Annotated in this window: 24 protein-coding genes; 15 read left to right on the plus strand and 9 right to left on the minus strand. The window is 43.6% G+C overall.

The features are described from left to right. Positions 1 to 17: 17 nt before the first annotated feature. From L1271_RS11890 to L1271_RS11935, 10 genes are all read left to right on the plus strand, one after another. Complete coding sequence (locus L1271_RS11890) at positions 18 to 464, plus strand: GatB/YqeY domain-containing protein (protein WP_010607192.1); 447 nt, start codon at positions 18 to 20, stop codon at positions 462 to 464. A gap of 177 nt (positions 465 to 641) precedes the next feature. Then, positions 642 to 2381 (plus strand): DNA primase, encoded by a 1740-nt coding sequence (dnaG, locus tag L1271_RS11895; RefSeq protein ID WP_010607191.1) that lies wholly within the window; start codon positions 642 to 644, stop codon positions 2379 to 2381. A gap of 121 nt (positions 2382 to 2502) precedes the next feature. Continuing rightward, on the plus strand, positions 2503 to 4350 hold the full coding sequence (gene rpoD, locus L1271_RS11900; protein ID WP_102057550.1) for an RNA polymerase sigma factor RpoD: 1848 nt from the start codon (positions 2503 to 2505) through the stop codon (positions 4348 to 4350). A 74-nt stretch (positions 4351 to 4424) separates the two neighbouring features. Further along, positions 4425 to 5297 (plus strand): 50S ribosomal protein L11 methyltransferase, encoded by an 873-nt coding sequence (gene prmA, locus L1271_RS11905; protein WP_235367941.1) that lies wholly within the window; start codon positions 4425 to 4427, stop codon positions 5295 to 5297. A 303-nt stretch (positions 5298 to 5600) separates the two neighbouring features. Beyond that, the gene (dusB, locus tag L1271_RS11910; RefSeq protein ID WP_211858644.1) at positions 5601 to 6566 is read left to right on the plus strand and encodes a tRNA dihydrouridine synthase DusB; all 966 of its coding nucleotides are present in this window, start codon (positions 5601 to 5603) and stop codon (positions 6564 to 6566) included. A gap of 45 nt (positions 6567 to 6611) precedes the next feature. Then, positions 6612 to 6902, plus strand: coding sequence for a DNA-binding transcriptional regulator Fis (gene fis, locus L1271_RS11915; RefSeq protein WP_010374122.1), 291 nt, complete (start codon positions 6612 to 6614; stop codon positions 6900 to 6902). A 211-nt stretch (positions 6903 to 7113) separates the two neighbouring features. Beyond that, a complete protein-coding gene (gene purH, locus L1271_RS11920; protein ID WP_039492703.1) occupies positions 7114 to 8700 on the plus strand; it encodes a bifunctional phosphoribosylaminoimidazolecarboxamide formyltransferase/IMP cyclohydrolase in 1587 nt (528 codons plus the stop codon). 100 nt (positions 8701 to 8800) lie between these two features. Next, positions 8801 to 9637, plus strand: a complete 837-nt coding sequence (locus tag L1271_RS11925) for a class I SAM-dependent methyltransferase (protein ID WP_102057551.1) — start codon at positions 8801 to 8803, stop codon at positions 9635 to 9637. 15 nt (positions 9638 to 9652) lie between these two features. Further along, positions 9653 to 10936, plus strand: coding sequence for a phosphoribosylamine--glycine ligase (gene purD / locus L1271_RS11930; RefSeq protein WP_045990370.1), 1284 nt, complete (start codon positions 9653 to 9655; stop codon positions 10934 to 10936). 114 nt (positions 10937 to 11050) lie between these two features. Further along, the gene (locus L1271_RS11935; protein WP_235367942.1) at positions 11051 to 11872 is read left to right on the plus strand and encodes a DUF2797 domain-containing protein; all 822 of its coding nucleotides are present in this window, start codon (positions 11051 to 11053) and stop codon (positions 11870 to 11872) included. Here L1271_RS11935 and L1271_RS11940 read toward each other — a convergent pair. After that, positions 11845 to 14361 carry an EAL domain-containing protein gene (locus L1271_RS11940; RefSeq protein WP_235367943.1) on the minus strand — a complete coding sequence of 839 codons (2517 nt, stop codon included), beginning with the start codon at positions 14359 to 14361 and terminating at the stop codon, positions 11845 to 11847. The genes L1271_RS11935 and L1271_RS11940 overlap by 28 nt on opposite strands. Before the next feature lie 76 nt (positions 14362 to 14437). Here L1271_RS11940 and L1271_RS11945 point away from each other — a divergent pair, with 76 nt between their 5' ends. Further along, positions 14438 to 14737, plus strand: a complete 300-nt coding sequence (locus L1271_RS11945; protein ID WP_235367944.1) for a DUF4144 domain-containing protein — start codon at positions 14438 to 14440, stop codon at positions 14735 to 14737. On the opposite strand, the gene L1271_RS11950 is transcribed toward L1271_RS11945, so the two are convergent. The 5 genes from L1271_RS11950 to L1271_RS11970 form a co-directional block, all read right to left on the minus strand. After that, complete coding sequence (locus L1271_RS11950) at positions 14734 to 15654, minus strand: histone deacetylase family protein (RefSeq protein WP_235367945.1); 921 nt, start codon at positions 15652 to 15654, stop codon at positions 14734 to 14736. The genes L1271_RS11945 and L1271_RS11950 overlap by 4 nt on opposite strands. 104 nt (positions 15655 to 15758) lie before the next feature. After that, positions 15759 to 17321: a serine hydrolase gene (locus tag L1271_RS11955; protein ID WP_235367946.1), complete on the minus strand. Its 1563-nt coding sequence runs from the start codon at positions 17319 to 17321 to the stop codon at positions 15759 to 15761. A 45-nt stretch (positions 17322 to 17366) separates the two neighbouring features. Next, positions 17367 to 17897: a gamma-glutamylcyclotransferase family protein gene (locus tag L1271_RS11960; protein WP_235367947.1), complete on the minus strand. Its 531-nt coding sequence runs from the start codon at positions 17895 to 17897 to the stop codon at positions 17367 to 17369. Continuing rightward, complete coding sequence (locus tag L1271_RS11965) at positions 17897 to 18520, minus strand: LysE family transporter (RefSeq protein ID WP_235367948.1); 624 nt, start codon at positions 18518 to 18520, stop codon at positions 17897 to 17899. Before L1271_RS11965 ends, L1271_RS11960 begins: the two co-directional genes overlap by 1 nt. Continuing rightward, positions 18504 to 19295, minus strand: coding sequence for a hypothetical protein (locus L1271_RS11970; RefSeq protein WP_130164988.1), 792 nt, complete (start codon positions 19293 to 19295; stop codon positions 18504 to 18506). Before L1271_RS11970 ends, L1271_RS11965 begins: the two co-directional genes overlap by 17 nt. Before the next feature lie 81 nt (positions 19296 to 19376). On the opposite strand from L1271_RS11970, the gene L1271_RS11975 reads away from it, so the two are divergent. The 4 genes from L1271_RS11975 (at position 19377) to L1271_RS24740 (ending at position 22572) form a co-directional block, all read left to right on the plus strand. Continuing rightward, a complete protein-coding gene (locus L1271_RS11975; RefSeq protein WP_102057560.1) occupies positions 19377 to 19706 on the plus strand; it encodes a 5-carboxymethyl-2-hydroxymuconate Delta-isomerase in 330 nt (109 codons plus the stop codon). Positions 19707 to 19729: 23 nt separating this feature from the next. Then, positions 19730 to 20440, plus strand: a complete 711-nt coding sequence (gene rsuA / locus L1271_RS11980) for a 16S rRNA pseudouridine(516) synthase RsuA (RefSeq protein WP_174170605.1) — start codon at positions 19730 to 19732, stop codon at positions 20438 to 20440. A gap of 126 nt (positions 20441 to 20566) precedes the next feature. After that, complete coding sequence (locus tag L1271_RS11985) at positions 20567 to 22198, plus strand: methyl-accepting chemotaxis protein (RefSeq protein ID WP_235367949.1); 1632 nt, start codon at positions 20567 to 20569, stop codon at positions 22196 to 22198. A gap of 251 nt (positions 22199 to 22449) precedes the next feature. After that, positions 22450 to 22572, plus strand: coding sequence for a hypothetical protein (locus L1271_RS24740; protein ID WP_264484056.1), 123 nt, complete (start codon positions 22450 to 22452; stop codon positions 22570 to 22572). A gap of 632 nt (positions 22573 to 23204) precedes the next feature. Here L1271_RS24740 and L1271_RS11990 read toward each other — a convergent pair. The 3 genes from L1271_RS11990 to L1271_RS12000 all read right to left on the minus strand — a co-directional run bounded on the left by L1271_RS11990 (position 23205) and on the right by L1271_RS12000 (position 26515). Next, positions 23205 to 24008 carry a substrate-binding periplasmic protein gene (locus tag L1271_RS11990; protein WP_102057886.1) on the minus strand — a complete coding sequence of 268 codons (804 nt, stop codon included), beginning with the start codon at positions 24006 to 24008 and terminating at the stop codon, positions 23205 to 23207. Between the two features lie 85 nt (positions 24009 to 24093). Next, the gene (locus L1271_RS11995) at positions 24094 to 25875 is read right to left on the minus strand and encodes a bifunctional diguanylate cyclase/phosphodiesterase (RefSeq protein ID WP_235367950.1); all 1782 of its coding nucleotides are present in this window, start codon (positions 25873 to 25875) and stop codon (positions 24094 to 24096) included. A gap of 112 nt (positions 25876 to 25987) precedes the next feature. After that, positions 25988 to 26515, minus strand: coding sequence for a hypothetical protein (locus tag L1271_RS12000; protein WP_174170603.1), 528 nt, complete (start codon positions 26513 to 26515; stop codon positions 25988 to 25990). Positions 26516 to 26528 lie beyond the last annotated feature (13 nt).

A 26528-nucleotide genomic window follows, 5' to 3' on the forward strand; every position in this document is an offset into this window, starting at 1 on the left:
GTATTGGTCTTGTATCAATGAGCTTATTAGTTACGCTAAAAGACGCGCAAAAAGAAGCGATGAAAGCCAAAGAGAAACTTCGTCTTGGCGCGATTCGTGCGGTACTTGCTGAAATTAAACAGCGAGAAATCGACAACCAAACTACACTAGACGACGCAGGCATTACTGCGGTTTTAGTTAAGTTGGTTAAGCAGCGTCGCGATTCTTATACCCAGTATAAAGATGCAGGGCGTGAAGACTTAGCTGATATCGAAGCTAACGAAATTAGCGTACTTGAGACATTCCTTCCTAAGCCACTTAGCGAAGATGAACTTGTCGAGCTAATTGATGCCGTGATTGCACAAACTGGTGCGTCAGGCATGCAAGACATGGGCAAAGTAATGGGTGCGATTAAAGCAGAAGCTGAAGGTCGTGCTGATATGGGTAAAGTCTCTGGTTTAATTAAGCAAAGACTTACCGCTTAAGCCCACATACAATTGTATGATTGATAAGTGAACCGAGCCTAGTGCTCGGTTTCTTCGTTTTAGGCGTCATGCGTATCAATGCAGCGCTAATAAGATACCTTAATTGAATTAAGTTGATTTTTTCTCGTTGCTACTTGATATAATGCGCTCACTCACTAATATAACTTCGGAACTTAAATGAAAGGCAAAATCCCTAGACAGTTTATTGATGACTTGCTCGCAAGAGCGGACATTGTCGAGCTCATAGACGGTCGTGTGGGATTAAAAAAAGCAGGAAAAGACTATCAAGCCTGCTGTCCATTTCACAATGAAAAAACGCCTTCATTTACCGTGTCACGTGATAAACAGTTTTATCATTGCTTCGGCTGTGGTGCTAATGGCAACGCAATTTCCTTTTTAATGGAATACGACAAGCTTGAGTTTGTCGATGCTATTGAAGAATTAGCCGCCCTATTAAACTTAGAAGTACCACGCGAAAACGCCCCGCAAGGGCCGCAGCGTTCAATGGAAGAAAAAAAGTCTGATTATGACTTAATGCTCCAAGCCGCTAAGTTTTATCAGCATCAGTTAAAACATCATAGCAATGCCACTCAAGTAATTGACTACGTAAAAGGCCGCGGCCTGAGTGGCGAAACTGTACAAAAGTTTATGATTGGTTATGCACCACCTGAATGGGAGTCATTGTGTAATCAAATAGCCCGCAAGCCTGAGCACAAACAACAGCTACTTGATTTGAAATTAGCATCAGAAAAGTCAGCTGGCCGCCAATTTGACTTCTTCCGCGATCGCTTGATGTTCCCTATTCGTGATAAACGTGGTCGTGTCATCGCATTTGGCGGAAGGATAATGGGTGCAGATCAAGGCCCTAAATATCTAAACTCGCCTGAAACACGCATTTTCCATAAAAGTTTCGAACTTTATGGTTTTTATGAAGCTAAACAAGCCCATAAGCAATTAGATAAAGTGTTGATTGTGGAAGGCTATATGGACGTCGTTGCCCTTGCAGAAAAAGGCATTGATTACGCCGTTGCCGCGTTAGGCACTGCAACCACAGCTGAACATATGCAAACTTTGTTTCGAAATACCAACAGAGTGATATGCTGCTATGACGGTGACAGAGCTGGCCGCGATGCGGCTTGGCGTGCACTTGACCATGCTTTACCTAATTTAAAAGACGGTAAGTCTCTACAGTTTGTCTTTTTACCTGATGGTGAAGATCCAGACTCATTAGTACAGCAAGAAGGCAAAGACGCCTTTGAAGCGCGGCTGGACACGGCAACCGATTATACGCAAGTATTGTTTACCAAATTACGCGAGCAATGCGACCTTACAAATGATGCAGGCAAATCCAAGCTGCTTACCGATGCCATTCCACTGATCAGCAAAATACCCAGTGACTACTACCAAGAGAGTTTGTTAACTACCTTAGCTAGATTAATTGGTCGTACTCGTGAGCAACTTAGTGCTAAATTGGCAAGTAACAAACAGCAGAATAAAATTGAGCGCCAATTTAAAGTCACGCCAATGCGTCGAGCGATTGGCTTACTGCTCCAACATCCACAGCTTGCGCAAACGGTTGAGTATATGCCTGAACTCGGTGAAATGGCGATCCCAGGTATTCAGCTGCTACTGAGCTTACAAATGTTATGTCACGATAACCCGCAAATAAACACAGCGCAGTTACTTGAACATTATCGCGACCAAGCTGAATTCGATGCCTTGAAAAAGCTTGCCGTGTGGCAACATGGCGTTGCTGAAGATAGGCTAGAAGACGAATTTAAAAATACTTTTCAATTTATTGAAGATCAGTGTTTAAATTATCGCCTAGAGACCCTATTAATAAAGGAGAAAACCGAAGGCCTAACAAATGATGAGCGGCTAGAATGCGCACTCCTTACCCAAGCGCTTAAACAGTAGAAGTTCTAGTCAATAGCAATTTTCGGTGCTATAATGTTCTATTCACTGCGTCATCAAAATTTAGCTGTTAAATAGCTGGCGCCTGTTGTATCAACTTTTCAGAGTGGAAGCAAATTTCTCTATGGATCAATCTCCTCAGTCACAACTCAAACTTCTGATTCAGAAAGGTAAAGAGCAAGGTTATTTAACTTTTGCAGAAGTTAACGATCATCTTCCACAAGACATCATAGACTCAGATCAGGTAGAAGATATCATCAGCATGATCAACGATATGGGTATTCAGGTCTCTGAAAATGCGCCTGATGCTGACGAGTTGATGATGCAAGAAACAACAACAGATGAGGATGCTGCGGAAGCAGCAGCTGCGGCTTTAGCAACAGTAGAAAAAGAAATTGGCCGCACAACTGACCCTGTTCGTATGTACATGCGTGAAATGGGTACGGTTGAACTTCTAACTCGTGAAGGCGAAATCCAAATCGCTAAGCGTATCGAGGAAGGGATCAACCAAGTACAGATTTCTGTTGCAGAATACCCTGAAGCCATTACTTATCTTCTAGAACAATGGGACAAGTACGAAGCGGAAGAAATGCGCCTAAGCGACATTGTTTCTGGTTTCTTTGATCCTAATGCTGTCGAGGAAAACGAAGCACCAATTTCAGCAACACACATCGGTTCTGAGCTAAGTGATGAAGACTTGGATGACGAAGATGATGAAGATGATGAAGATGACGACTCAGAAGAAGGCGATTCAGGCCCGGATCCTGAAGAAGCTCGCGAGCATTTTGAACATCTTCGTACGCTGTACAATGCCGCGCGAGAAATTTTTGAAAGTAAAGGTCGCTCGCACCCAGATGCGAAAGCTGCAATTCAGGAAATCGGCGATCACTTCCGTACTTTCAAGTTAGTTCCTAAGCAATTTGACCGCATGGTAAATAACATGCGCGACATGATGGATAAAGTGCGTGTTCAAGAACGCATCATCATGAAGCAAGCAGTTCAAATTGCCAAGGTACCAAAAAAGGTTTTCGTTAAGCACTTTGCTAATAACGAAACCGATACCGCATGGATCGATGCTGAAATTGCATCAGGTGAAAAACACTCAGTAAAACTTGCTGAAGTAAAACCTGAAATCGAGCGTTGTGTTAACAAGCTTAAAGCGTTTGAAGATAGCACTGGCCTTAGCATTGAGCGTATTAAAGACATCAACCGTCGCATGAGTATTGGTGAAGCAAAAGCTCGCCGTGCGAAGAAAGAAATGGTTGAAGCGAACTTACGTCTTGTAATTTCAATCGCTAAAAAGTATACCAACCGTGGTCTGCAGTTCTTGGATCTGATCCAAGAAGGTAACATCGGTCTGATGAAAGCGGTTGATAAATTTGAATACCGTCGTGGTTATAAGTTTTCAACATACGCAACGTGGTGGATCCGTCAGGCGATTACTCGCTCAATTGCGGACCAGGCAAGAACTATCCGTATTCCAGTGCATATGATTGAAACAATCAACAAACTGAATCGTATCTCTCGTCAAATGCTACAGGAAATGGGCCGTGAGCCAAGTCCTGAAGAATTGGCAGAACGTATGATGATGCCTGAAGACAAGATCCGCAAAGTGTTAAAGATCGCCAAAGAGCCAATCTCAATGGAGACGCCAATTGGTGATGATGAAGATTCACATCTTGGTGACTTTATCGAAGACACAACTATCGAGTCGCCGATTGATTCAGCAACGATGGAAAGTCTTCGTGGCGCGACCAACGAAGTACTGGCAGGTCTTACAGCTCGTGAAGCTAAAGTACTACGTATGCGTTTTGGTATCGATATGAATACAGACCACACGTTAGAAGAAGTGGGTAAACAGTTTGATGTTACACGTGAGCGTATTCGTCAGATTGAAGCTAAAGCACTACGTAAGCTGCGCCACCCTTCTCGCTCAGATCTATTAAAGAGCTTTTTAGACGTTAAGGGCTAAAAAGTAGCAAATAAGATTAAGGCCGCTATTCAGCGGCCTTTTTTATAGTAATTGGATTAAATAGGTATACACACATGGCTTGGATCCAAATCCGAATTTATTCAGATAAAGCCGATGCCGATGCGTTAAGCGATATGCTTATGGATGTCGGTTGTCCGTCTGTCACATTCATGGATAGTAAAAACAATCCCGTTTACGAACCAAAACCTGGCGAAGTCATCTTATGGCCTGAGACAACGGTGATCGGTTTATTTGAAGCGAATCATGATATGCAAGCAGTCGTTGACTTTGTCCAGTCACAATATGACAAGCCGTTAAACTACAAGCTTGAACAGCTAGAAGACAAAGACTGGGAACGCGAGTGGATGGATAATTTCCACCCAATTAAGTTTGGCGAGAGATTATGGATTTGCCCAAGCTGGCGTGATGTGCCAGATCCCAATGCCGTCAATGTGCTACTGGATCCTGGTCTTGCATTTGGTACTGGTACCCATGCTACAACCGCACTTTGCCTGCAATGGTTAGAACAACAAAACCTCAGCGGTAAAACGGTCGTTGATTTTGGCTGTGGCTCTGGGATTTTAGGCATTGCAGCAATCAAATTGGGCGCTGAGCGTGTAATTGGTATTGATATCGATCCACAAGCGCTTATCGCAAGCCGCGATAATGCCGAGCGCAATGGCGTTGCAGATAAACTAGAAGTGTATTTACCTGAAAATCAGCCGCAATTCAGTGCTGATATCGTTGTTGCTAATATTCTTGCACAGCCGCTGAGAGAGCTACACGAAATCATTCTCGGCTTCTTGGGCGACAAAGGTGCCATCGCCATGTCTGGTATTTTAGAAGAGCAAGCACAATCTGTTGCGGATGTTTATGCGCCATTTTTAAAGCTAGACAACATTGCTCAACAGGGTGAATGGACGCGCGTCAGCGGTGTGAAAAAATAAGGCTGCTAACGTCACGCTGACAAAAGTATCAGCGAGTCAATGAAAGTTAGTAAGTTTTAACTGGTAAAGCCTGTAATTAACAGGCTTTACGCATTTTTCACAGCTTAAATTTTCGGCTCAAATTGTCCCTTTAAAATTGTTTTTGCATAAATTTCGTGCAAATTATCTGGGCTCTCAGGTTGTTATCAAATGTCAACCCATAAAGTTCAAAAAAAAAGCAATTATGTTCAATTTATAACCTTTGATTTTTGCGAAAAAAACCGTAAACTTAGCGCCCCTTGAGGTAAGGCGGATTAAACTGTAGTGCGTATTGGTCCATACCAACTTGAAAACAATCTTATCGTAGCACCAATGGCTGGGATCACCGACAGACCGTTTCGACAACTGTGTCGACGTCTAGGTGCTGGGCTTGCGGTATCAGAAATGTTGTCTTCAAATCCAAAAGTGTGGAAAACCGATAAGTCGCAAAATCGCATGGATCACAGCGGTGAATCGGGCATTCGCTCGGTACAAATCGCAGGAGCAGATCCTGAGTTGATGGCGCAAGCAGCACAATTTAATGTCGCAAACGGTGCGCAGATCATAGATATCAATATGGGCTGCCCCGCTAAGAAAGTGAACAAGAAGCTTGCAGGCTCAGCATTGTTGCAATATCCAGAGTTGGTTGACGAAATCGTAACCGCTGTGGTTGCTGCCGTTGACGTACCTGTGTCGTTAAAAATCCGTACAGGATGGGACACAGACAATCGTAATGGTGTTGAGATTGCTCGCATAGCTGAACGTCGAGGCATTGCTTCGCTAGCCGTGCATGGCCGTACAAGAGCATGTATGTATAAGGGCGAAGCTGAATACGCCACGATCAGAGAAATTAAACGTTCAGTATCTATTCCTGTGATAGCAAACGGTGACATTACGTCTCCTGAAAAAGCGAAACAGGTGCTGGAATACACGGGCGCAGATGCCATTATGATTGGTCGAGCCGCCCAAGGTCGTCCTTGGATTTTCCGAGAAATAGACCATTATTTGCAAACCGGTGAACATTTGCCAGAACCTGAAATAGCAGAGGTTCGAGCAATATTGATGGAGCACTTAGTAAATCTTCATCAATTCTATGGTGAGCCAATGGGAGCGCGCATCGCACGCAAGCATGTATCTTGGTATTTGCAGGCCCATGACCAAGAAGGTCAATTTAGGCGAGTATTCAATGCCTTGGAGACGCCAGAAGCGCAAATCGAGGCATTAGAAGACTATTTTGAAACATTAGGGTGAATGAATTTATTCATCCTTCAGGCTAACTAAGAAAGAGACATAACGATGTTCGAACAAAATGTGACTTCTCCATTTATTACTAACGCTCATGTTCAGTCACAAGAGAAACCGCAACCTTTGCGCGATGCAGTTAAAAAAGCTGTACATCACTACCTAAAGCAGCTTAATGGTCAAGACGTACAAGACGTTTATGAGTTAGTTCTTTCTGAGCTTGAAGCACCTCTACTTGAAGAGGTTATGACTTATACTCGTGGTAACCAAACTCGTGCAGCGATCCTTTTAGGCATTAACCGTGGCACACTTCGCAAGAAGCTAAAAAAATACGGCATGAACTAAGCACTGCTAGTAAAATTTAGTTGATAAAAAAGCACCTTCGGGTGCTTTTTTATTGTTTAAAATTCAGCATCTAGCGGACATTTATCCTTTTCATATCGCACTTTTCTCATGTTTATCTCGCCTTTTAACATCGTCATCTTAACAATAATGCGCTAAAATACCGGCTTTCTAAGCTAGCCCTTAACTAATCATTGAGGAAACCTGAACCATCATGGATATACATCGTCCAATTCGTCGCGCCCTACTAAGCGTGTCAGATAAAACCGGTATCGTTGAATTCGCCACAGCACTTGCAGCTCAAGGCGTAGAAATTTTGTCAACTGGCGGTACTTGCAAACTACTTGCAGACAACGGCATTAAAGTAACAGAAGTATCTGATTACACTGGCCACCCAGAAATCATGGATGGTCGCGTTAAAACGCTTCACCCAAAAGTGCACGGCGGTATCTTAGGACGTCGCGGTCAAGACGAAGACGTCATGACTGAAAACAATATTTCTGCAATCGATATGGTAGTAGTCAACTTATACCCCTTCGCACAAACTGTTGCGAAAGCTGACTGTAGCCTAGAAGATGCAATCGAAAATATCGATATTGGTGGTCCAACTATGGTTCGTGCTGCGGCTAAGAACCACAAAGACGTGACCATTGTTGTAAATGCGAATGACTACAGCCGCGTCATTGAAGAAATGAAGGCGAACTCTGGCTCTACAACATACAAGACACGTTTCGACCTTGCTATTGCGGCCTATGAGCATACCGCACAGTATGACGGCATGATTGCCAACTACTTCGGTAAAATGGTTCCGGATTATACGGAAGAAGCAGCAGAGGAAACCAAATTCCCTCGCACTATCAATATGCAATTCACTAAGAAGCAAGATATGCGCTACGGTGAAAACTCGCATCAAGACGCTGCTTTCTATGTTGAAAACAACATTGAAGAAGCATCCGTCGCGACAGCTAAACAACTTCAAGGTAAGGCGCTGTCTTATAACAATATCGCTGATACCGATGCAGCACTTGAGTGTGTTAAAGAGTTTGATAAGCCGGCTTGTGTTATCGTAAAACACGCAAACCCTTGTGGTGTTGCGGTAGATGAAAACATTCTTGCCGCCTATGACCGCGCATTTAAGACCGACCCAACTTCTGCCTTCGGTGGTATCATCGCCTTTAACCGAGAGCTAGACGGCGACACGGCGGAAGCCATCGTAGCGCGTCAGTTTGTTGAAGTTATCATCGCACCTAGCGTATCAGAAGAAGCCGCACAAATCGTTGCTGCGAAGCAAAATGTACGTTTACTAGAATGTGGTCAGTGGTCAAACAAAACCACAGGTACTGATATTAAACGTGTTAATGGCGGTATCTTAGTACAAGATCGTGATCAAGGTATGGTTGGTTTGGACGACCTTAAGGTGGTTTCAAAACGTCAACCTACAGAGCAAGAACTAAAAGATCTACTGTTCTGCTGGAAAGTCGCTAAATTTGTTAAGTCCAACGCAATTGTTTACGCCCGTGATGGCATGACTATTGGTGTGGGCGCAGGCCAAATGAGCCGCGTATACTCTGCAAAAATCGCAGGGATCAAAGCCGCGGACGAGAACCTAGAAGTTCCGGGTTCTGTGATGGCTTCTGATGCGTTCTTCCCATTCCGTGATGGCATTGATGCCGCTGCAGCTGCGGGTATCACCGCGGTTATCCAGCCGGGTGGTTCAATGCGTGATGAAGAGGTGATTGCCGCCGCTGATGAAGCGGGAATGGCAATGGTGTTTACCGGCATGCGCCACTTCCGTCATTAATCAATAAAGCGCGAAACTTATGAGTTTCGCGCTTTTTGTTTCAGCTAATTTCCAGTATTCTGGCTACAGCATAATCATAACAGAATGAAGGAAGCTAACGATGAATCTAGGTATGAAATCTCTTATCGCTGCTGCAGTATTTACTACTTTAGTGGGCTGTAACGCGACAGAATCTAACTCCAGCCAAGCAGTACCAAGCGCGATTGCAAAAGCCGTTGCTAGCGACAATCGAGCTGAGAGCAATAGAGCCCGAGACCAATATCGCCACCCAAGTGAAACGCTTGCTTTTTTTGGCATTGAGCCATCAATGACCGTGGTAGAAATTGCACCTGGTGGTGGTTGGTATAGTGAGATTTTAGCGCCGCTGGTTAAAGGTCAAGGCACCTATTACGCAGCGCACTTCCCTGCTGATTCAGATGTTGGCTACTATCAACGCTCATTAAAAGGCTACAAAGAAAAAGTAGCAACCAACCCAGACTATAGTGAAGTAAAGATCACGGAATTTGCACCAGTGACGCACAGTAATATTGCGCCACAAGGCAGTGCAGACGTGGTACTTACCTTCCGTAACGTACATAACTGGTACATGGGTAAAGGGGATGAAGGTGTACTTAGCGCGTTCAACGCGTTTAATAAGGCACTGAAACCTGGTGGCATTTTAGGTGTGGTTGAACACCGCCTACCTGAGCACCGTCAACTTGATGATCAAAAGTCGTCAGGTTATATGAAGCAAAGTTATGTTGTTGATATCGCCAAGCAAGCTGGGTTTGAATTAGTTGCAAGCAGCGACATTAACGCCAACCCACTAGACAGCGCCAATCACCCAAAAGGCGTCTGGACTCTGCCACCTCGCTTAGCGCTAGGTGATGAAAAAGCAGCGCAATATAAAGCGATTGGGGAAAGCGACCGCATGACCTTAAAATTCAAAAAGCTTTAATAGGAAAATTTCGCCATGAATGTACTAGTCATTGGCAGCGGTGGACGTGAGCATGCGCTTGCGTTCAAAGCCGCACAAAACCCATCTGTAAAAACGGTTTTTGTAGCACCTGGTAACGCAGGTACTGCGCTTGAGCCTAAACTCGAAAACGTAGCTATCGGCGTTGAAGATATCGATGCCTTGGTCGTCTTTGCTAAAGAAAACAATGTGCAATTAACCATTGTTGGCCCTGAAGCGCCACTGGTTATCGGTGTAGTTGACCGTTTCCGTGAAGAAGGCTTAGCTATTTTTGGACCTACTCAAGCGGCAGCGCAGTTGGAAGGTTCAAAGTCGTTTACTAAAGACTTTTTAGCACGTCATGATATTCCAACAGCGGCTTATCAAACGTTTGAAGAGATTGAGCCTGCGCTTGCCTACTTGAAAGCACAAGGGGCACCTATCGTCGTTAAGGCTGATGGGCTTGCTGCTGGTAAAGGGGTCATTGTGGCAATGACCGAAGCGGAAGCGGAAGAAGCTATCCGCGATATGCTTGCGGGTAATGCTTTTGGCGAAGCAGGCAGCCGTGTGGTTATTGAAGAGTTTTTAGAAGGTGAAGAAGCCTCTTTCATCGTCATGGTTGACGGCAAAAATGTACTTCCTTTTGCCACCAGCCAAGATCACAAGCGTGCATACGATGGAGATAAAGGCCCAAACACAGGTGGTATGGGTGCATACTCTCCAGCTCCTGTAGTCACGCCAGATATTCATGACCGCATCATGGCCGAAGTGATCAATCCAACGGTTGAAGGTATGGCGAAAGAAGGTCACCCTTATACAGGTTTCCTATACGCTGGTTTGATGATCACAGCAGACGGCACACCAAAAGTTATCGAGTATAACTGCCGCTTTGGCGACCCAGAAACACAGCCTATCATGTTACGCCTCCAATCTGATTTAGTTGAGCTAATTGAAGCGGCAAACCGTGAAGAGCTTGATCAAACATCGATTGAATTCGATCCGCGAGCTGCTGTTGGTGTTGTGCTTGCAGCTAGTGGCTACCCAGGCAACTACCCTAAGGGTGATGCTATTTCAGGTCTTCAAGTGAACTACCCTGAAGGTGAAAAAGTGTTCCATGCTGGTACTAAGCAAGATGGCGAGCATGTAGTCACCGCTGGTGGTCGAGTATTATGTGCAACGGCCCTTGGTCACACGGTAACCGAAGCGCAAAAACGCGCCTACTCTCTAGTGAAAGACATTCACTGGGATGGTGTAGAGTACCGCACAGATATCGCATATCGTGCAATCGCACGCGAAAGCTAATTCACATTAAGCTTTGCAAGGCCAGCCCGGCGCTGGCCTTTTTCATTTTTACACACTGCGTTTCTAAGTTTGTAATGGTATCCTACCCTTTTATGAGCATTTTTAGGGGCAAAGATGCAAGTACAAGGTACACTCAGCAAGTTAAAGTCAGCGCTTGTTGAACCTATTCAATATCAATTACCCGTGGGTGATAACTTAGTATCGCTCAACGATTACTTTGGTAAACCAGTTACCCTTACCTTCACCGGCAATATATTTTGCAGTAGCTGTGGTAAAAAAACCAAAAAGAGCTATTCGCAAGGCCACTGTTTCGTGTGTATGAAAAAGCTCGCTAGCTGCGACATGTGCATTATGAAGCCAGAGACCTGCCACTATGATCAAGGTACCTGTCGTGAACCCCAATGGGGAGAAGAGAACTGTATGATCCCGCACTATGTGTACTTGGCCAATACCTCAGGTCTTAAAGTTGGGATCACTCGTCATACGCAGATCCCAACGCGTTGGATAGATCAAGGCGCAACGCAAGCACTGCCGATTTTTAAGGTGCAAACCCGTCACCAGTCAGGATTAGTGGAAGTGGCACTGGCTCAGTTTATTGCCGATAAGACTAACTGGCGCAATATGCTCAAAGGCATCAATCCTGAAATAGACCTCAAAGCAGAAGCCGCTAAGCTTATTCCCGAGATCCAAGCAAAGCTCGACGAACTTGCTGAACTTTTTGGTGCAACCGCCATTGAAGTGCTGGACGAGGAAGTGGTAGATCTCACTTTCCCAGTAGAGCAGCACCCGAGTAAAATCAGCTCGTTTAACTTTGATAAAGACCCTGTAGTATCAGGCGTGCTTGAAGGGATCAAAGGCCAATACCTTATTTTTGATAATGGTGTGATCAATATTCGTAAGTTTACTTCTTACGAGATTACCTTCTCTGACGAATAAAATGCATGCCAATCGTCTTCTGTAAGCGGCTTACAGAAGACGTAACCTTGGATTGTATGACAACCTAGCTTGCGCAGGTAACGTTTCTGTACAGGCTTTTCTACGCCCTCAGCTACAACTTGCAGGTTGAGCGCCTTAGCCATCGCCACAATTGCCGAAACAATTTCGCTGTTGCCATATTCATCGGGCACCTTAGCAATAAAACTAGCATCTATTTTTAGGATGTCGATGGGCAGTTTAGCCAAGTAACTGAGCGCAGAATACCCTGTACCAAAGTCATCAATCGCCAGTTTTACACCCAGTTCCTTGAGTTTTTTCAAAGTGTACTTAGCCTCAAGCAGATTACCGATAAAGCTATTTTCAGTAAGCTCAAGCTCAAGATACTTGCCGTCGACGTTGTGCTTCTTTAATGCCTGCGCAACACATTGATACAGGTCACCTTGAGTGACATGTGACGCCGAGATATTAATCGCCAAGCGCCTAATATCAACACCTGCGCGTTGCCATTTAGCCAGGTGCTGACAGGCTTTATCTATTACCCACTGATCTAAGCGAATAATAAGCCCAAGCTCCTCAGCAAGTGGAATAAATTGAGCCGGCGAGATCATCCCAAGATTTGGGTCGCGCCAGCGCAGCAAGCACTCAACACTGGAAATACGACTACTGGTTAAGCACTGCAAGGGTTGAAAATGCAGTTCAAATTCATCATTTTCTAAGGCATTCTGAAAACGGCTTAGCATGGATAAACGCTCAAATGAACGTGCATTCATCGAAGCTTCGAATAACTGAAAGGAGTTGCGCCCTACTTCTTTGGAGCGATACATAGCAACATCGGCGTGTTTAAGCAATGTTTCCGTGTCATGACCATCTTCGGGATAAATAGCAGCCCCCATCGAGGCCGTCGCTGCCACCTGCATATCACCAAGTTGAAAGGGGCTCGATAATGCCATCAACATTTGGTCAGCAAACTCAATGACCTCCGACATACCATTCACTTCGCTCAGAAGCACAACAAATTCGTCGCCCCCAAGTCGCGCTAAGGTGTCACCTTCGTTCAGAATAGACTTTATCCGCTCACTAACCTGTACCAATAACTCATCTCCGGCGCTGTGGCCAAGAGAGTCATTCACTTCCTTAAAGCGGTCTAAATCTATAAACATCACACTGAGTTTTTGCTTGTAGCGGTGCGCTGATGCCAATGCCATAGAGAGTCTGTCGTAAAATAAGCGGCGATTAGGCAGCCCAGTCAATTCATCAAAATAGGCTAAGCGAGCAATTTTTTCTTCAGCATTTTTACGCTCCGTAATGTCGCTAAAAATGGCTGCGTAAAGCATGTCGTCACTGTACGGCTCTCTGATCTCAATAATCGTAAGCCATTCAACATAAATCTCACCGCTCTTTTTACGATTGCAGATCTCGCCCTGCCACACACCAGTTTCTCTGAGCGTTTGCCACATGCTCTGATAATAGCATTCATCATGTAGCCCAGAGCTCAATATGCTTGGGTTTTTCCCTAGTACTTCGTAATCTTTGTAGCCGGTAAGCGCACTAAACGCTGGGTTGATCTGGATTATTTCACCTGAACTTTTGGTGATCATAATGCCATCGAGAGAAGCATCAATGATGCGGTTAGCTAGATAAAGATTCTTCTCCGATTTTTGCAGTGCAATATCACGTTGTACTAGGACTTTTTCCAGCTCGCTACAATACGCAGTTTCAATTTCAGTCAGGACATTTTTGAGCGCCAATAGCCCTATCACTTGTTGCGAGTCTGGGGAAGTCACTACCAAATGACGAATGGAGTTTACCGTCATCAGCCGGTAAGCATCGAATAGGCTGTCTTTTGGCGTCATGGAGAGCATCGGATAGCTGGCTAATTGCCAGCAAGGCTGACGCCAATCTGGGTTGAGAATAATATACGCAATATCACGCTGAGTAATAATGCCATACTCATTTAATTCACGGTTATACACCAGCACAGCGGTAAGCTTAAGCTCACGCATATTATTGATAACATCAGAGACGCAGTCTTCGCTGTCTAAAATCACAATGCTCGAGTCAAAGTGTTGCTCAATTGGTCTAAAATGCAAATAATGGTCGAGCCCTTGGCTGCGCACAATATCGGATAAAGAGACCACACCACAAGGCAGATTATCCGAGTCCACCACGAGTAAGTGACGGATCCCTAGTTGGTGGAACTTGACCGTCGCCTCACTCAAGGTTTTATCAATTTGAATTTTTTGCACCGGTGTAGTCATCACTTCTCGGATCGGCACCTGGGCAAAGTCAGGATCGTTAAAGTTGAGCTTAACGCAATCCGACTCAGTCCAGATACCAATAATGTCATCAGCACGGGTAATAAAGATCGAGCTCACTCTGCTCGCTCGCATTTGCGCAACCGCATCATATAGACTGGTTTGCTCATCGCAACATAACAAGCTATTGGTAAATACTTCTTTGATCTGTAACTGACGTGAATCACCAACCATAAGCACACTCTCGCAATATTATTCCAATTTGAAGTATACTGGGCGACACTTTTGATAACTTGACCAAGAACAAATTATGGCGATAAAAACCTATCCTTTATTGCTGGTATTAGACCAAAGTATAGAGTTTATCGAAGATGAAAAAGCACTTAGAGATGCAACACATCTGCTCGATGATGCGTCACTCAAGCGGTTAATTCTAGTATACCCAAACGATTGCTGCAGCAACGTACACGGTGCGCCCGTGCAGTGTATTGATTTGAAATATTTAACCGAATTAGTGCAACAATATCTCGTTGACGAAGGCCAGTGTTGCGTGAGCAAAATCCAACTGAGCACTACTCAGCAGGCTTTTGATTTATTAATTCTAAGCTAACCGCCTTCAACCAGCGCTTTGATATGTGTCACGGCGCTGCGGCCTAAAGAAGAAAGATCATAGCCCCCTTCTAAGTAGGAAATAATCCCCAAACAGTCCGATGAGTTTGCAAACTCAACCACTTGCTCAGTAAACCACTGGTAATCTTGTTCAACAAACTTTAGTCCACCCATATCATCTTCTAAATGACCATCAAACCCTGCGCTGATAAAAATGAGCTGAGGTTTAAATGATTGCAGCTTAGGCAACCATTGCTGCTCCACCAAGGCTTTTAAGTCTGTGCCATCCGCTCCCGCACTCAAAGGAGAGTTGATAAGTGTTTGATGATTCTCAATCGCGGTATTTGGATAAAAAGGGTGTTGAAACAAAGAGCAAAGTAACACGCTATGATCGTCTTTGAAAATATCTTGTGTGCCATTACCATGATGTACATCGATGTCCAATATAGCCACCCGCTCTACGCCCTTTGTCTTGGCATAAGCGGCGGCAATGGCAACATTATTAAAGACACAAAATCCCGATGAAGTACTTTGATTGGCGTGGTGCCCAGGAGGTCTAACAGAACAAAATGCAGCATCAAGTTTACCTGCAACCACTTCGTCCACCGCAAGTATTCCTGCGCCGACAGCGCGTTCAATCGCTTTCATAGAATCAGGACAAAGCCAAGTGTCGCCGTCTAACTCGGTTAACCCTTCATTAGGGATTTTATCCATTACTTCTTTGATCATGGCTTGATCATGAACCAATGCATAGTGTGAGGTATCGGCTTTCAGCGCCGTTTTGTGCTCAATGGCGATATCAAGTCCAGACGCTAGCAACCTGTCTGATATCGCATCTAACCTCGCAGGACACTCAGGATGTTCCTCGGTCATTTTATGCTTGCGGCAATATGGATGAGTAATAATTGCAGTACGCATAACGAATATACATCCTATGTTAGTTTGCGACGTGGTTGATTTAAGTAGCTATCCTTTCACTATATCAAAGCCACATAGTTGTGGCTTTGATACTTTGGTATATCCTAATGCTGGATTTCTTTCGCCTTTAAATCCAAGTTATGAAAATCGAAACTAAAGTCGGTTATTTCCGGATTAACAAATTCCATTGCAGCAGACTCAACCCGTTGAGATTTATCCATCACAAAATTGATGTAAGCATCTGCTTCAAGTAATGGCTCATCCCAACGTACCACAAAGGTGTTACCGGTTAGGTGCTCAAGTTTCCCCTTTAGGCGCTTCGTATGCGTAAAATCAATGCGCAGTTCCTTACCAAGCTTTTCCACCACCACATCGCCATACCAAGCGCTAGTTAGTGTCCCTGTGTAGTTGTTTAATGGTAAAGCAGGTTGTGGTTTTGCAACTTCGATTATCCCAGCTTTAGCATATTTTTCTTGTTGCGCCTTAAAGTAATCATCGGCGATGATCTGCACCCAGTCTTTATCTTCTAGACCAAGCGCATCTTCAAACACTTCATTGATAATCGCGGAAAGTGCAGGGTATTTTTGCTGGTTTGATAAGACCACCACCCCCAATTTTTTCTCTGGGATCATCGCCACTTGCGACACCATACCTAAAATCCCACCGCCGTGACCTACCTTTTTATAACCAAAGTAGTCTTCTACCGCCCAGCCAAGGCCGTACCCTCTAAACTGCTGGTGGTATACTTCTGCGGCTTTTGCTGCGGGAATACGCGTAATGTGTGGGTGCCACATTTGCACTTGTTGCTCTTGGCTAAATAGCTGCTCGCCAGAAGGTAAGCGACCACCTTCAAGCTGAGTTTGTAACCACTTGGTCATGTCATCCACGTTAGACGCAATGGCGCCAGCACCACGGAAATCTTCTAGGTAGTTAACAAAGAACGGTGTAAGTTTGCCATCCATCGGAATATGGCCAGTCGCCCAATTACTATTGTTAGCCGGGATCCGAGAGAATCCAGCCTTTGAGTCATCCATATCCAACTTGGTAAACATTTCCTGCTCAACAAAATCGCGCCAATCTTTACCACTAACTCGGCTTACGACTTCTCCTGCAACAACAAACATCAAATTGTTATAAGCGTAATGGCTGCGGAAACTTGAATCAGGTTTGAGATGTGAAATACCTGCCAGCAATTCAGCCATGGTTTTATCAGTATCAGGCCAGATCATAAGGTCACCCGCCCCAAGACCCAATCCACTTCGATGACTTAATAAATCGCGGATAGTCATCTCTTGAGTAACATAACTATCGTAAAGCTTAAATTCTGGAATATGTTTAATGACTTTGTCATCCCAACTCAGTTTGCCTTGATCTATCAACATCGCCAGCGCTGCTGCCGTAAATGCTTTGGTGTTAGATGCAATACCAAACAAGGTATCCGCATTGACCTTGGCTGGCTTATTTAAATGCGTCACTCCGAAGCCCTTGGTCATCACAACCTGACCATCTTCTACGATACCAATTGCCAAACCTGGAATATTAAACTTTGTCATTGCACTTTTTACCGCAGCTTCAACATCCTGTTGATTTACTGCCGCGCTTGCCTGTGCACTAAAAAAACTCGCAGCAACTAGGCCTGAGGTTAATAGCCATTGTTTTATTTTCATTATTTTTCCTTGGTTTTTTGCCACAACCAATCATGATGTTACCAGTCAAGCCTTAAGGTTTAACTTTGTAGTATCACAGTGGTAGATGGCTAATTCTTGTTGTTGTCTGTCACTATTATTATCTGTAACGTGTGATTGCGCCGAAATTGCCTGTAAATAGCTGGTCGGAAACTGATGCTCCTTTGCCCCGGCCAACACATGATGTACGTACCAATCGAAAGGTAATTGATGTTCCACAAAGGTGTTAGCAATATAGCACCAGGCGTCCACCATACCGCCATCTTGCCTTTCAACAGGCAAACAATGACAGCTGTAGCGCTCCCCTTCAATGTCGTCCAAACGCGCCTTTTCTTGCTCATCCAACGCATACAAAACGCCATAAACATGGCTATTTGCTTTAGTGCTCGGCGTAATACTGCACTTGGCTGAACCATCGGTGCTCAACATATCAAAAGTCAGCCGATAGCCATGCAATTTCCCCACTCCAAGTAGCTTCGCGTGTGGTAAGCGAGCAAGCAGACGTGCGGTCGACATGTTTGAACCAAAACTAAAGTTAATAATGTTTTTGTCACACATTAGATCATCAATCTTACTGCAAGCAGTAACATGATCACACCGATCCCGCGATCAAACCAATGTCCTGCACGACGAAAAAATTGTCTTACCCTTGTTTTTGATAAAACTAAAGATAAAAACGAAAACCAAGCCCAAGTAGCCAACGCCATATAAACACCGTAAAACAACTGCACACTGCTTGGTGTGGTTGGCTCAATCACTAAGGTAAAAAGCGATAAGAAGAACAGCGTTGCTTTAGGATTTAAGGCATTGACCAAAAAACCTCGTTTTAATGCAGTCCAATTAGACTCAGTAACAGCGTGTTCAGTGATATTTTCTTGCTCTGAATTGGGTTTTGCATACCGCAATGCCTGGCCACCGAGGTAAGCGAGGTAAAGCGCGGCTAAGTACTTTACTGCTGTGAACAAGGTTTCGGATTGAGATAGCAGTAACGCAACTCCCAATAAGCAATAACTGACATGTACTAAAATACCAAGACCAACCCCAAAACTTGTCCAAAGGGCGTTTGCTCTACCCTGCTGTACACTTTGTTTAAGCACTATCGCAAAATCGGGACCGGGACTTGCGACAGCAAAAAAATGTGCCAGTGCAATTAAAATAAACTCATCAAGATAAACGAGCATGTGCATGCTCCTGTAAGGCCAGTAAATCACCCCGCTCTGAGTTATCCATTAGAGTATTAATTTGCTTTTTCGCCTTTTTATACTGACTCACAAGGTGTGACTTAAGATGCTTATGACCATCTTTCACCCCTTTAAAATGACATACTAGGGCGTGCACAAAAACACTCTGCTGCTCCGTCAGTGCAGCTTTTCGGTTGGCATATTGGTTGTAGCAAGAACCACATCCTCCCCTAAAGTGATATACGGTATTAGACACCATGACCCCAAAGCCAAAAAAGCTCGCCAGCACATCACAAGCCGCGTCTAATTGCGCTTCCCCACCTGGAGGTAACACGCCACGCTGTAAAATTAAAACTTTTGCCATGACACCTGCATAACTGGCGATCAGATCTTGAGGCTGATTTATTTGATTGGGATTATAAGAAATCAAAATAGGCGCAGCCGGTTCAGCGATGACCGCTTGCTCACCGCGCCAACGCCCTGCAATGTTTAACTTAGTCATGCTGGTCGACGCGAGCATACGTTCAGGCGCAACCAAAGTGATTGGCCACTGTTGTAATCCCGCATAGGACTTTACTCGAGAGAAAACCACCGCCGCCATCTCTTCAATGCTGGATACCGGCTCAGGAAAACAACTGGGAGTCGGAGTAACGATCTGCGTTTCATTTAAAAAGTACTCGCCATCAAAATGCTCAAATGCCCAGACAAAGGTATCAATTAACCATTGGGTTTCTTCATCGCTAAGCAAAGGTGAGACTTTAAATAAGGACAGCATGCTAATAATTCACTCTTTTCTGGAATAACCCCTGATAAATAGCATAAACTCTGAGCCTAATGCAAAAACATGGAGTTTCACATGCCACACTTTATTCTTGAACACTCAGCTAATTTGCCAATTGAAACCGAGGCGTTAGTATCACAGGTGCAGCAATTTGCCTGTGCATGTGGCTTGTTTGATCCAACTTCCGTCAAAACCCGTGCTGTTGCTTTTGAGCATTTTCAGTTAGGCGATGGCAAACAAGGGTTTATTCACCTGCAGATCCATATGATGGCTGGTAGAACATTAGAGCAAAAACAAATGCTCACGGAAGGTGCTCTGAAGCTTTTGCTCGCAAAGGTCGGGGAGCATTTTGCGCTCAGTGTCCATTGCTATGATTTATTATCCGATATTTATCGCAAAAACTAATTTATTATTCGAGTTATTTAACTATGAAATTTCCATGTAGATTGGAGAAATTTTTGAGCCACGTTGCAGAGATGCCACGCAGCAAGGTCAAAATTAATATTAAAAAAGGTCTCGTTACCGTCAATGGCAATATCGTCAAAAAAGGCGACATCCAAGTCACCCCAGCAGACCACATTACTTTTGATGGCGAACGCCTAGAGTATTTGGGTTTACGCTACTATATGCTAAACAAACCACAAGGTTATGTATGTGCAAATAGTGATGAATTACACCCAACAGTATTCGATTTAATTGAAGAACCTAACTTAAAAGATTTTCATGTTGCAGGTCGACTGGACATCGATACCACGGGTTTAGTACTGCTCACTAACGATGGTGATTGGTCTCATCAAATCACCTCACCGAAGAAACAAAAGTTTAAAACCTATGTACTAGAAAGTCGCGACGAACTCACTGAAGAAGCGCTAACACAGCTTGAACAAGGCGTTGAACTACATGGTGAGAAACAAGCAACCCTGCCAGCAAAAGCGGAGCTTATTGATAAATTTGCACTACGCTTATCTATTTGCGAAGGAAAATATCATCAAGTAAAACGCATGCTTGCCGCAGTTGGCAACCAAGTAGTTGAACTTCATAGAGAAAATATTGCAGGGATCGAACTTGATCCAACCCTTGCTGAGGGCGAATACCGCCCATTAACTGATGAAGAAATAAGCATAATTAATGCAAGTTAGTCATCGTCTTTAGGTAGTATGAGTAAATATCATCTCAAAATCGCCTCCTTAGGGCATTAACCTACTTACAACTTCCCCCTAAACATGCTAAATCATGTAGTGAGAGTATTTTTAGGGGGCGATCCTGTGTTTTCTAGTTTCACATTAAAAGCAAAAATAATTACCTTTGCCGCCGCAATATTTGTTTCATTACTTGCCGTTGCCTTTGTAGGTCTTCAAGCTCTGCGCCATGCCAGTGAAAGCGATAATATTGCGCGTATCAACCAATTAATGAAAAGCACCGTTAATATTGTTAAACAGTTTGAGCGCTTTGCAGAGCAAGGGAAACTGACTGAGCAACAAGCAAAAGAGATGGCAATTCAGGTTTTAAGAGAAAATAAATACCATGACTCTGAGTATGTGTATGTTGTTAATGACAAAATGGACTTCGTAGCAACACCTCATGACCCCCAGCTGCATAACACCAGCTTTAATGACTTTGAAGATGCTGACGGCAAAAGCATAGGCAGCATGGTGAAGCGCTTAGTCGGTAACCAATTTGATCGGATCATTACCTACAATTGGACTTCACTGCGAGATGGAGAAGTTGTCGACCTGACTTCAGTGGTACAAAAAACACCAGGGTTTGGCTGGTATGTCGGCACAGGTATTAGCTACAAAGAAGTAAACGATCGTTATTGGGACACCGCAATCTGGTTAGTCGCACTTTCTTTAGCGGTTGCCATTGCATTGACCACCGCACTTGCGCGGTTTGGACTGTCTTTGAATAACAAACTTGGTGCTGAAATCAATGATGTGCTCGAAATCGTAAAACATGTTTCAAGAGGAAACCTAACTACACCTATCAATACTGCTGACTGCCAAGATTATAGTATTCTCGCAGCCATGGACTATATGCAAGGCGGATTAAAAGGAGTAGTTGAAGGGCTTAAAGAAGCAACTAAGGCGCTACAAAACCAAACATCAGACAGTGAGGTACGCTCAGTAGAACTTGAGAATCTAACTCGTAGTTTAAATGCAGAAACTCAAATGGTGGCTTCAGCAATTACCGAACTCACAGCATCAGCACAAACCGTTGTCGAACATGCGGAGCAAGCTGCGGATTCAGTTCAAGAGGCTGAAAAGCAAGGTAATGCTGCCGACAAACTGACAGCTCAAGCAGCAACTGAAATTGCATTATTAGAGCAACAAATTGACAGCGCTGGTAATAATATTCAAGTACTAGATGAAGAAGTATCTAATATCGCTAATGTACTTACCGTTATCCAATCTATCGCCGAGCAAACCAATTTATTAGCCCTCAATGCTGCAATAGAAGCTGCTCGAGCTGGAGAGCAAGGACGAGGCTTTGCTGTCGTAGCGGACGAGGTCAGACAGCTTGCTCAGCGCACTCAAACCAGTACAGAAGAGATCCGTACCATGATCACTAAACTGCAAAGTGCAACTCAAGATGCGAAGGCTTCTGTAAGCTTGAGCATTGCAACAAGCGAAAAAACGGTGAGTATGTCATCTAAGGCATCTCAAGCGCTTGTACAAGTCGCCGATTCTTTAAAATCTATATCGCAGATGAGTCATCAAATAGCTCAAGCAGCCAAAGAACAGTTGGATGCAGGAGAAGATACAGCCAAACGTGTCGTTATTATCTCTGACACGGCCTCACAGACGGCAAGTGTGTCTGAAAAAGCACATAAAGCGACTGATACAATTAAATCTTTATCTGGAAATCTAGAGATTGAGATGGCCAAATTCAAAGTGTAATAAGTCAACTTTATTCTTATTTTTCATACAATTAGCCAAGTGTAAATTTATATAAACTGTTAATTGAAAAATTTCTTTAATTTTTCATTCACCTTGTGTTTATTTGGTGTTAAGTTTGTACCCACAGAGAGTTTCAGTTTTAGTAGTCTCAAGAGACTTCTTTGTTTGTTATAATTGCAATAATATATGCAACCTAAAGTTTGAATGCTTGATTGCGTAGAGATCAAGCAAACTTAATAAGGACTATGATAATGCAAAAACTAAATTTGAAAGAATGTAAAAAAGTTTCTGGTGGTGGTATTTGGATGCCAGATGAACCAGCAGCTAACAGTGCTGAAGCTAATGCAAATACCAAATCTAGCAAAGCCAATTAAAGATTATTGTTAGTTATGGAAAGAAAATTCGCACTCGGAGACTTACTACTACCATATGTCTTAGTTGTAGTAGGAGTCTTCATTATACACGATGTTAATTTTCACTTTTTTCTGACGTACACGGCACTTATATCTCTCTGTTTTGGTGTGGGATTACGACTGAAGGATGTGAACATATGTATTCTGTCCATCTTATGCCTGACTCCCTTTGTTCTTGAAACACTCGTGTTTTCAACCGGATTAATTAGCCTATCATCTTCCCCTGAGAATAGATTATTTCAGAATAGTTTGATTTTCGGCATTCACCTAATTATCGAGTTAATAGTGCTCGCCCCACTCACTTACCGGACAGAATTAACCAAAAAACTTTTCCCAAGATATAAGATTAAATACACCTTTGCGGATAATATATTTCCATGGTTGGCTATCTTAGGAGCTTTGTTCACATTCGCTACTATTGTCGAAAATTACCTAAGAAATGGTAAAGGCTATGATGTGACTTTCTTTTTCTACTCTTCCGATATTGCAGGATATATTCTGTACTCAGCAAAATGTGGAATTATGATAGCTTTAACAGCCCTAACATACAAAGAAGAGTACGATTACGCACTCCCAAGCTTGCGCAAGAAACGCTAGTAGTTTTTTGCAAAGTAAGGGTTATTCAATTTGATGCCTTCACCTTCAGGCGGTAACACTAAACGATATTTTTGTTTTAATCGTTTTAATTCACCAGACTCTTTAAGCTTAGCAAGCCCCTCCTCGAGTGCATAAGCAAGTTTTGGCTTGTCTTTATTCACAAAGAAGTAAAAAGCGGTTGAATACTCAAGGTGAAAATCAGGTACGATCATGAGGTTTTCGTTATTTTGTGCGATCAATTCTGAATTTGCCTCAATCACCGAGCGTGGAAAATAATCCGCTTTTTTATCCGCGATTAAATTAAACATGGTTTGATAATCGGAAATAGGCCTGACCTTCAGACCGTTATAACTAAGAATTTTAGTATCGGGCCAATCGTGTCCTTGTACCGCGGTAAAGCGCTTTAATTCATCAAGCGAACGAACCGTTTTTATGGCTGGATAAACATCTTTATGAACAATCAGCACGCGTTTACCAATAAGTCCATCATACAGTGGGACTTTAATGGGAATAGCGATTTGCTCGCGTGCGGGGCTGGTCATAGACCAGTGTAAATCAACCTTACCTCGGCTTAGTGCCATTAACGTACGCTGTTGATGAGGATGGATCTTGATGTGTTCGATTTGAGCTGAGTACTTAGCAGCAGCCAGTGCCTTTTCTAGTAATTCATAAAGATAAAGATCGCGATCGTACAAGGTTCGCGCTTCTTTCGCGACATAGATTAACTCGGGGGATTGCGCTGCAATACAAGCACTTTGAAACACCAGAGCAGAGATAGTTACACCCAACTTTAACTTCATCGCACAACCCTCTTTAGGGGAAATAATACTACAATCAAAAGTATTTTTACGGATTGCTATTACTATTGCGTAATTAAAAATATAGTCAACCTGCATTTTCCAGTCGTACAGTCGATACCGTAGGCTTACGACGGTTACAGACAAATAAATAGCTATTACGATAGCGCTTTGCTTCTTTCTTAGCATCTGTTGCTAAAGCTGCAACTTGATGCGAATTAATACAGTGTTGTAAATCTGGTCTCACTAAGCCAATCGATAAAGTGAGTAAAGGTACAAATTGCTTTTGCCCTTCACGATTTGTTGCCCAGTAACCGCCAGCACTAACATGCTCGGGAGTAAAAAAGGCTTTTGATTTAAGCTCAAACTGAGTGATGATCTCATGACACAACACTTCTGCATCATTATTATCGAACACCACCATAAAGTCGTCGCCCCCGATATGCCCAACAAAACTTGAGCTCTGTGCACATACATCAACTGTCACCTCGGCAAGTAGCTTAATCACACTATCACCACTTGCATATCCATATAAATCATTAAACTGCTTAAAATGATTAAGGTCGATATATGCTAGAGAAAAGTCATGATGTGAACGTAACCTTTGCTCTATTGCCTCATTTATCGCGACATTGCCCGGCAACATGGTTAATGGATTGGCATGTTGAGCATGACGAATTTTTTCTTCTGTGATGTGCTTGAGTATGTCTCTCAAGGGCGCTAAGCCAAGATAACGACCATCTCTAGTAATAATGATATGACGTCGAATATCAAATTCATGGTCGGTTATTTGTTTACTCACTGTATCAAGCTCTTGCTGCTCATCCACCACTAACGGCTGTTTATCCATCAACTTAATCACTGATTTCTTATCGAAGAGTGCATGACCATATGGTGCCGCAAACACCTCAGTCAGTTGATCTCTGTGTAGCAGCCCTACAGGCTCTCTAGCATCATTAACCACAGCAAGGCTGGTTAGCTTACGATCTTGTTCAAACAACCTATGAGCATCGATACATTGCGTACATTCATGGATAGCATTGGCCTCTTTGGCAAGCCAACCGATTGCCATCGACTGCTCAAATTGATTGAAGGCCGTTTTGGATTCCGTGTGTAAAGATTTAAACAGTGCGAGTTCAGTGGGAGGTTTGCGAGTAGGCTTAGCAAGTAAGAAACCCTGCGCAATCACTATACCGAGCTGCTCAATAAGCTTCAGCTCTTCAATTCGCTCAATTCCCTCGGCAATTACTTGAGTGCTAGTGGCTTTAGCAAGTTCAATAATGGACTTTAAAAACTCGCGTTTCACCACACTTTGGTCACAATGGTCGATAAAATATCTGTCTACTTTGACGTAGTCAGGGCATAACTCCGACCACTTCTTGAGACCAGAATAACCCGCTCCCAAATCATCAATCGCAATTTGAAATCCAAGTTCTCGATAATGGGTAATTGTAGTTAGTAGCAGATTCGCGTCATCTACTTTGTCTTGCTCAGTCACTTCAATGACGACACGCTTGGGATCGAGCCCATACACTTCTGTAAGATGTCTGGTTTCGCCCTTTGGGTGGCTCGGATCAAGTAACGCTTTTGGACTAACGTTTAAAAATAACTTATCAGGAAGGTTGAGTGAGACGAACTGCTTAATAGCGGCTTCACGACAGATAATCTCCAGTTCTGACAAACGCTCCTGCTTACTCGCAATCGCAAAAAGCTTGTCTGGAGATTCCAACAATGAGCCGGACATGCCACGACTTAATGCTTCAAACCCTAAGATTTGCCGTTTCGCAAGATCGTAGATAGGCTGAAACAGAGTAAATACAGCTTTTTCTTTTATTATTGTATTAAGTACTAACGTGCGCGAAGGATCCACAGCATTAAACTCACTGTAAAAGTATAATCGCGCACGGTAGCAACAGAGTATGACAGATATATGTCAATCGGGTGAAATGTACCCAATTTGCAATTGAATGATTTTCAACCGCTTACTTTAGCGCCCGCTCTACCTGATCAAAGTGTGCAATCACTTCCACAATTTCCATCTCTGCACTCTTATAGTCTTCTGCGCCACTAAAGCCTTTCATCGCAATCGCTTGAACCGTTGCTGGATGCACTAATAAATCTTTTGCATGGTAGCAAACTGGGTCATCAAACTTGGGTAATTTACCATCTGCGTGATAGCCCGTTTCGATCTCTTCAAGTGGTAAAGTAGGAATGATATCAGCGGCTTTATCCAAGGCATCTAGATAAGTCTGGCACTGAGGGTACTTAGCCACAAACTCATTTAGCAAAGTTCTAGAGAGAGCCACAAGATCGGCGGATTGTGTTTCAAGTGCTGCAGCATCTTTCTCGATACGAATATCTGCAAGTAAGGCCTCTGCTTGAACTTTGTATTGTGCTAAAGATGAGGTTGCTTCTGTAGTTACAGATCCGGTTTGTTGCTCAAGCTCAGGTTGCTTAGAACATGCGGTCATTAATGTCAGTGCACCAACCGCCATCGCAAATTTGTACATAAGTATCTCCTTT

This window comes from Pseudoalteromonas sp. OF5H-5 (assembly GCF_021530695.1).
Lineage (GTDB): Bacteria > Pseudomonadota > Gammaproteobacteria > Enterobacterales > Alteromonadaceae > Pseudoalteromonas.

Coding starts and splice junctions, on each gene's coding strand:
- L1271_RS11890 (WP_010607192.1), top strand. CDS start 18: ATGAGCTTATTAGTTACGCTAAAAGACGCGCAAAAAGAAGCGATGAAA.
- dnaG (WP_010607191.1), top strand. CDS start 642: ATGAAAGGCAAAATCCCTAGACAGTTTATTGATGACTTGCTCGCAAGA.
- rpoD (WP_102057550.1), top strand. CDS start 2,503: ATGGATCAATCTCCTCAGTCACAACTCAAACTTCTGATTCAGAAAGGT.
- prmA (WP_235367941.1), top strand. CDS start 4,425: ATGGCTTGGATCCAAATCCGAATTTATTCAGATAAAGCCGATGCCGAT.
- fis (WP_010374122.1), top strand. CDS start 6,612: ATGTTCGAACAAAATGTGACTTCTCCATTTATTACTAACGCTCATGTT.
- purH (WP_039492703.1), top strand. CDS start 7,114: ATGGATATACATCGTCCAATTCGTCGCGCCCTACTAAGCGTGTCAGAT.
- L1271_RS11925 (WP_102057551.1), top strand. CDS start 8,801: ATGAATCTAGGTATGAAATCTCTTATCGCTGCTGCAGTATTTACTACT.
- purD (WP_045990370.1), top strand. CDS start 9,653: ATGAATGTACTAGTCATTGGCAGCGGTGGACGTGAGCATGCGCTTGCG.
- L1271_RS11935 (WP_235367942.1), top strand. CDS start 11,051: ATGCAAGTACAAGGTACACTCAGCAAGTTAAAGTCAGCGCTTGTTGAA.
- L1271_RS11940 (WP_235367943.1), bottom strand. CDS start 14,361: ATGGTTGGTGATTCACGTCAGTTACAGATCAAAGAAGTATTTACCAAT.
- L1271_RS11945 (WP_235367944.1), top strand. CDS start 14,438: ATGGCGATAAAAACCTATCCTTTATTGCTGGTATTAGACCAAAGTATA.
- L1271_RS11950 (WP_235367945.1), bottom strand. CDS start 15,654: ATGCGTACTGCAATTATTACTCATCCATATTGCCGCAAGCATAAAATG.
- L1271_RS11955 (WP_235367946.1), bottom strand. CDS start 17,321: ATGAAAATAAAACAATGGCTATTAACCTCAGGCCTAGTTGCTGCGAGT.
- L1271_RS11960 (WP_235367947.1), bottom strand. CDS start 17,897: ATGTGTGACAAAAACATTATTAACTTTAGTTTTGGTTCAAACATGTCG.
- L1271_RS11965 (WP_235367948.1), bottom strand. CDS start 18,520: ATGCTCGTTTATCTTGATGAGTTTATTTTAATTGCACTGGCACATTTT.
- L1271_RS11970 (WP_130164988.1), bottom strand. CDS start 19,295: ATGCTGTCCTTATTTAAAGTCTCACCTTTGCTTAGCGATGAAGAAACC.
- L1271_RS11975 (WP_102057560.1), top strand. CDS start 19,377: ATGCCACACTTTATTCTTGAACACTCAGCTAATTTGCCAATTGAAACC.
- rsuA (WP_174170605.1), top strand. CDS start 19,730: ATGAAATTTCCATGTAGATTGGAGAAATTTTTGAGCCACGTTGCAGAG.
- L1271_RS24740 (WP_264484056.1), top strand. CDS start 22,450: ATGCAAAAACTAAATTTGAAAGAATGTAAAAAAGTTTCTGGTGGTGGT.
- L1271_RS11990 (WP_102057886.1), bottom strand. CDS start 24,008: ATGAAGTTAAAGTTGGGTGTAACTATCTCTGCTCTGGTGTTTCAAAGT.
- L1271_RS12000 (WP_174170603.1), bottom strand. CDS start 26,515: ATGTACAAATTTGCGATGGCGGTTGGTGCACTGACATTAATGACCGCA.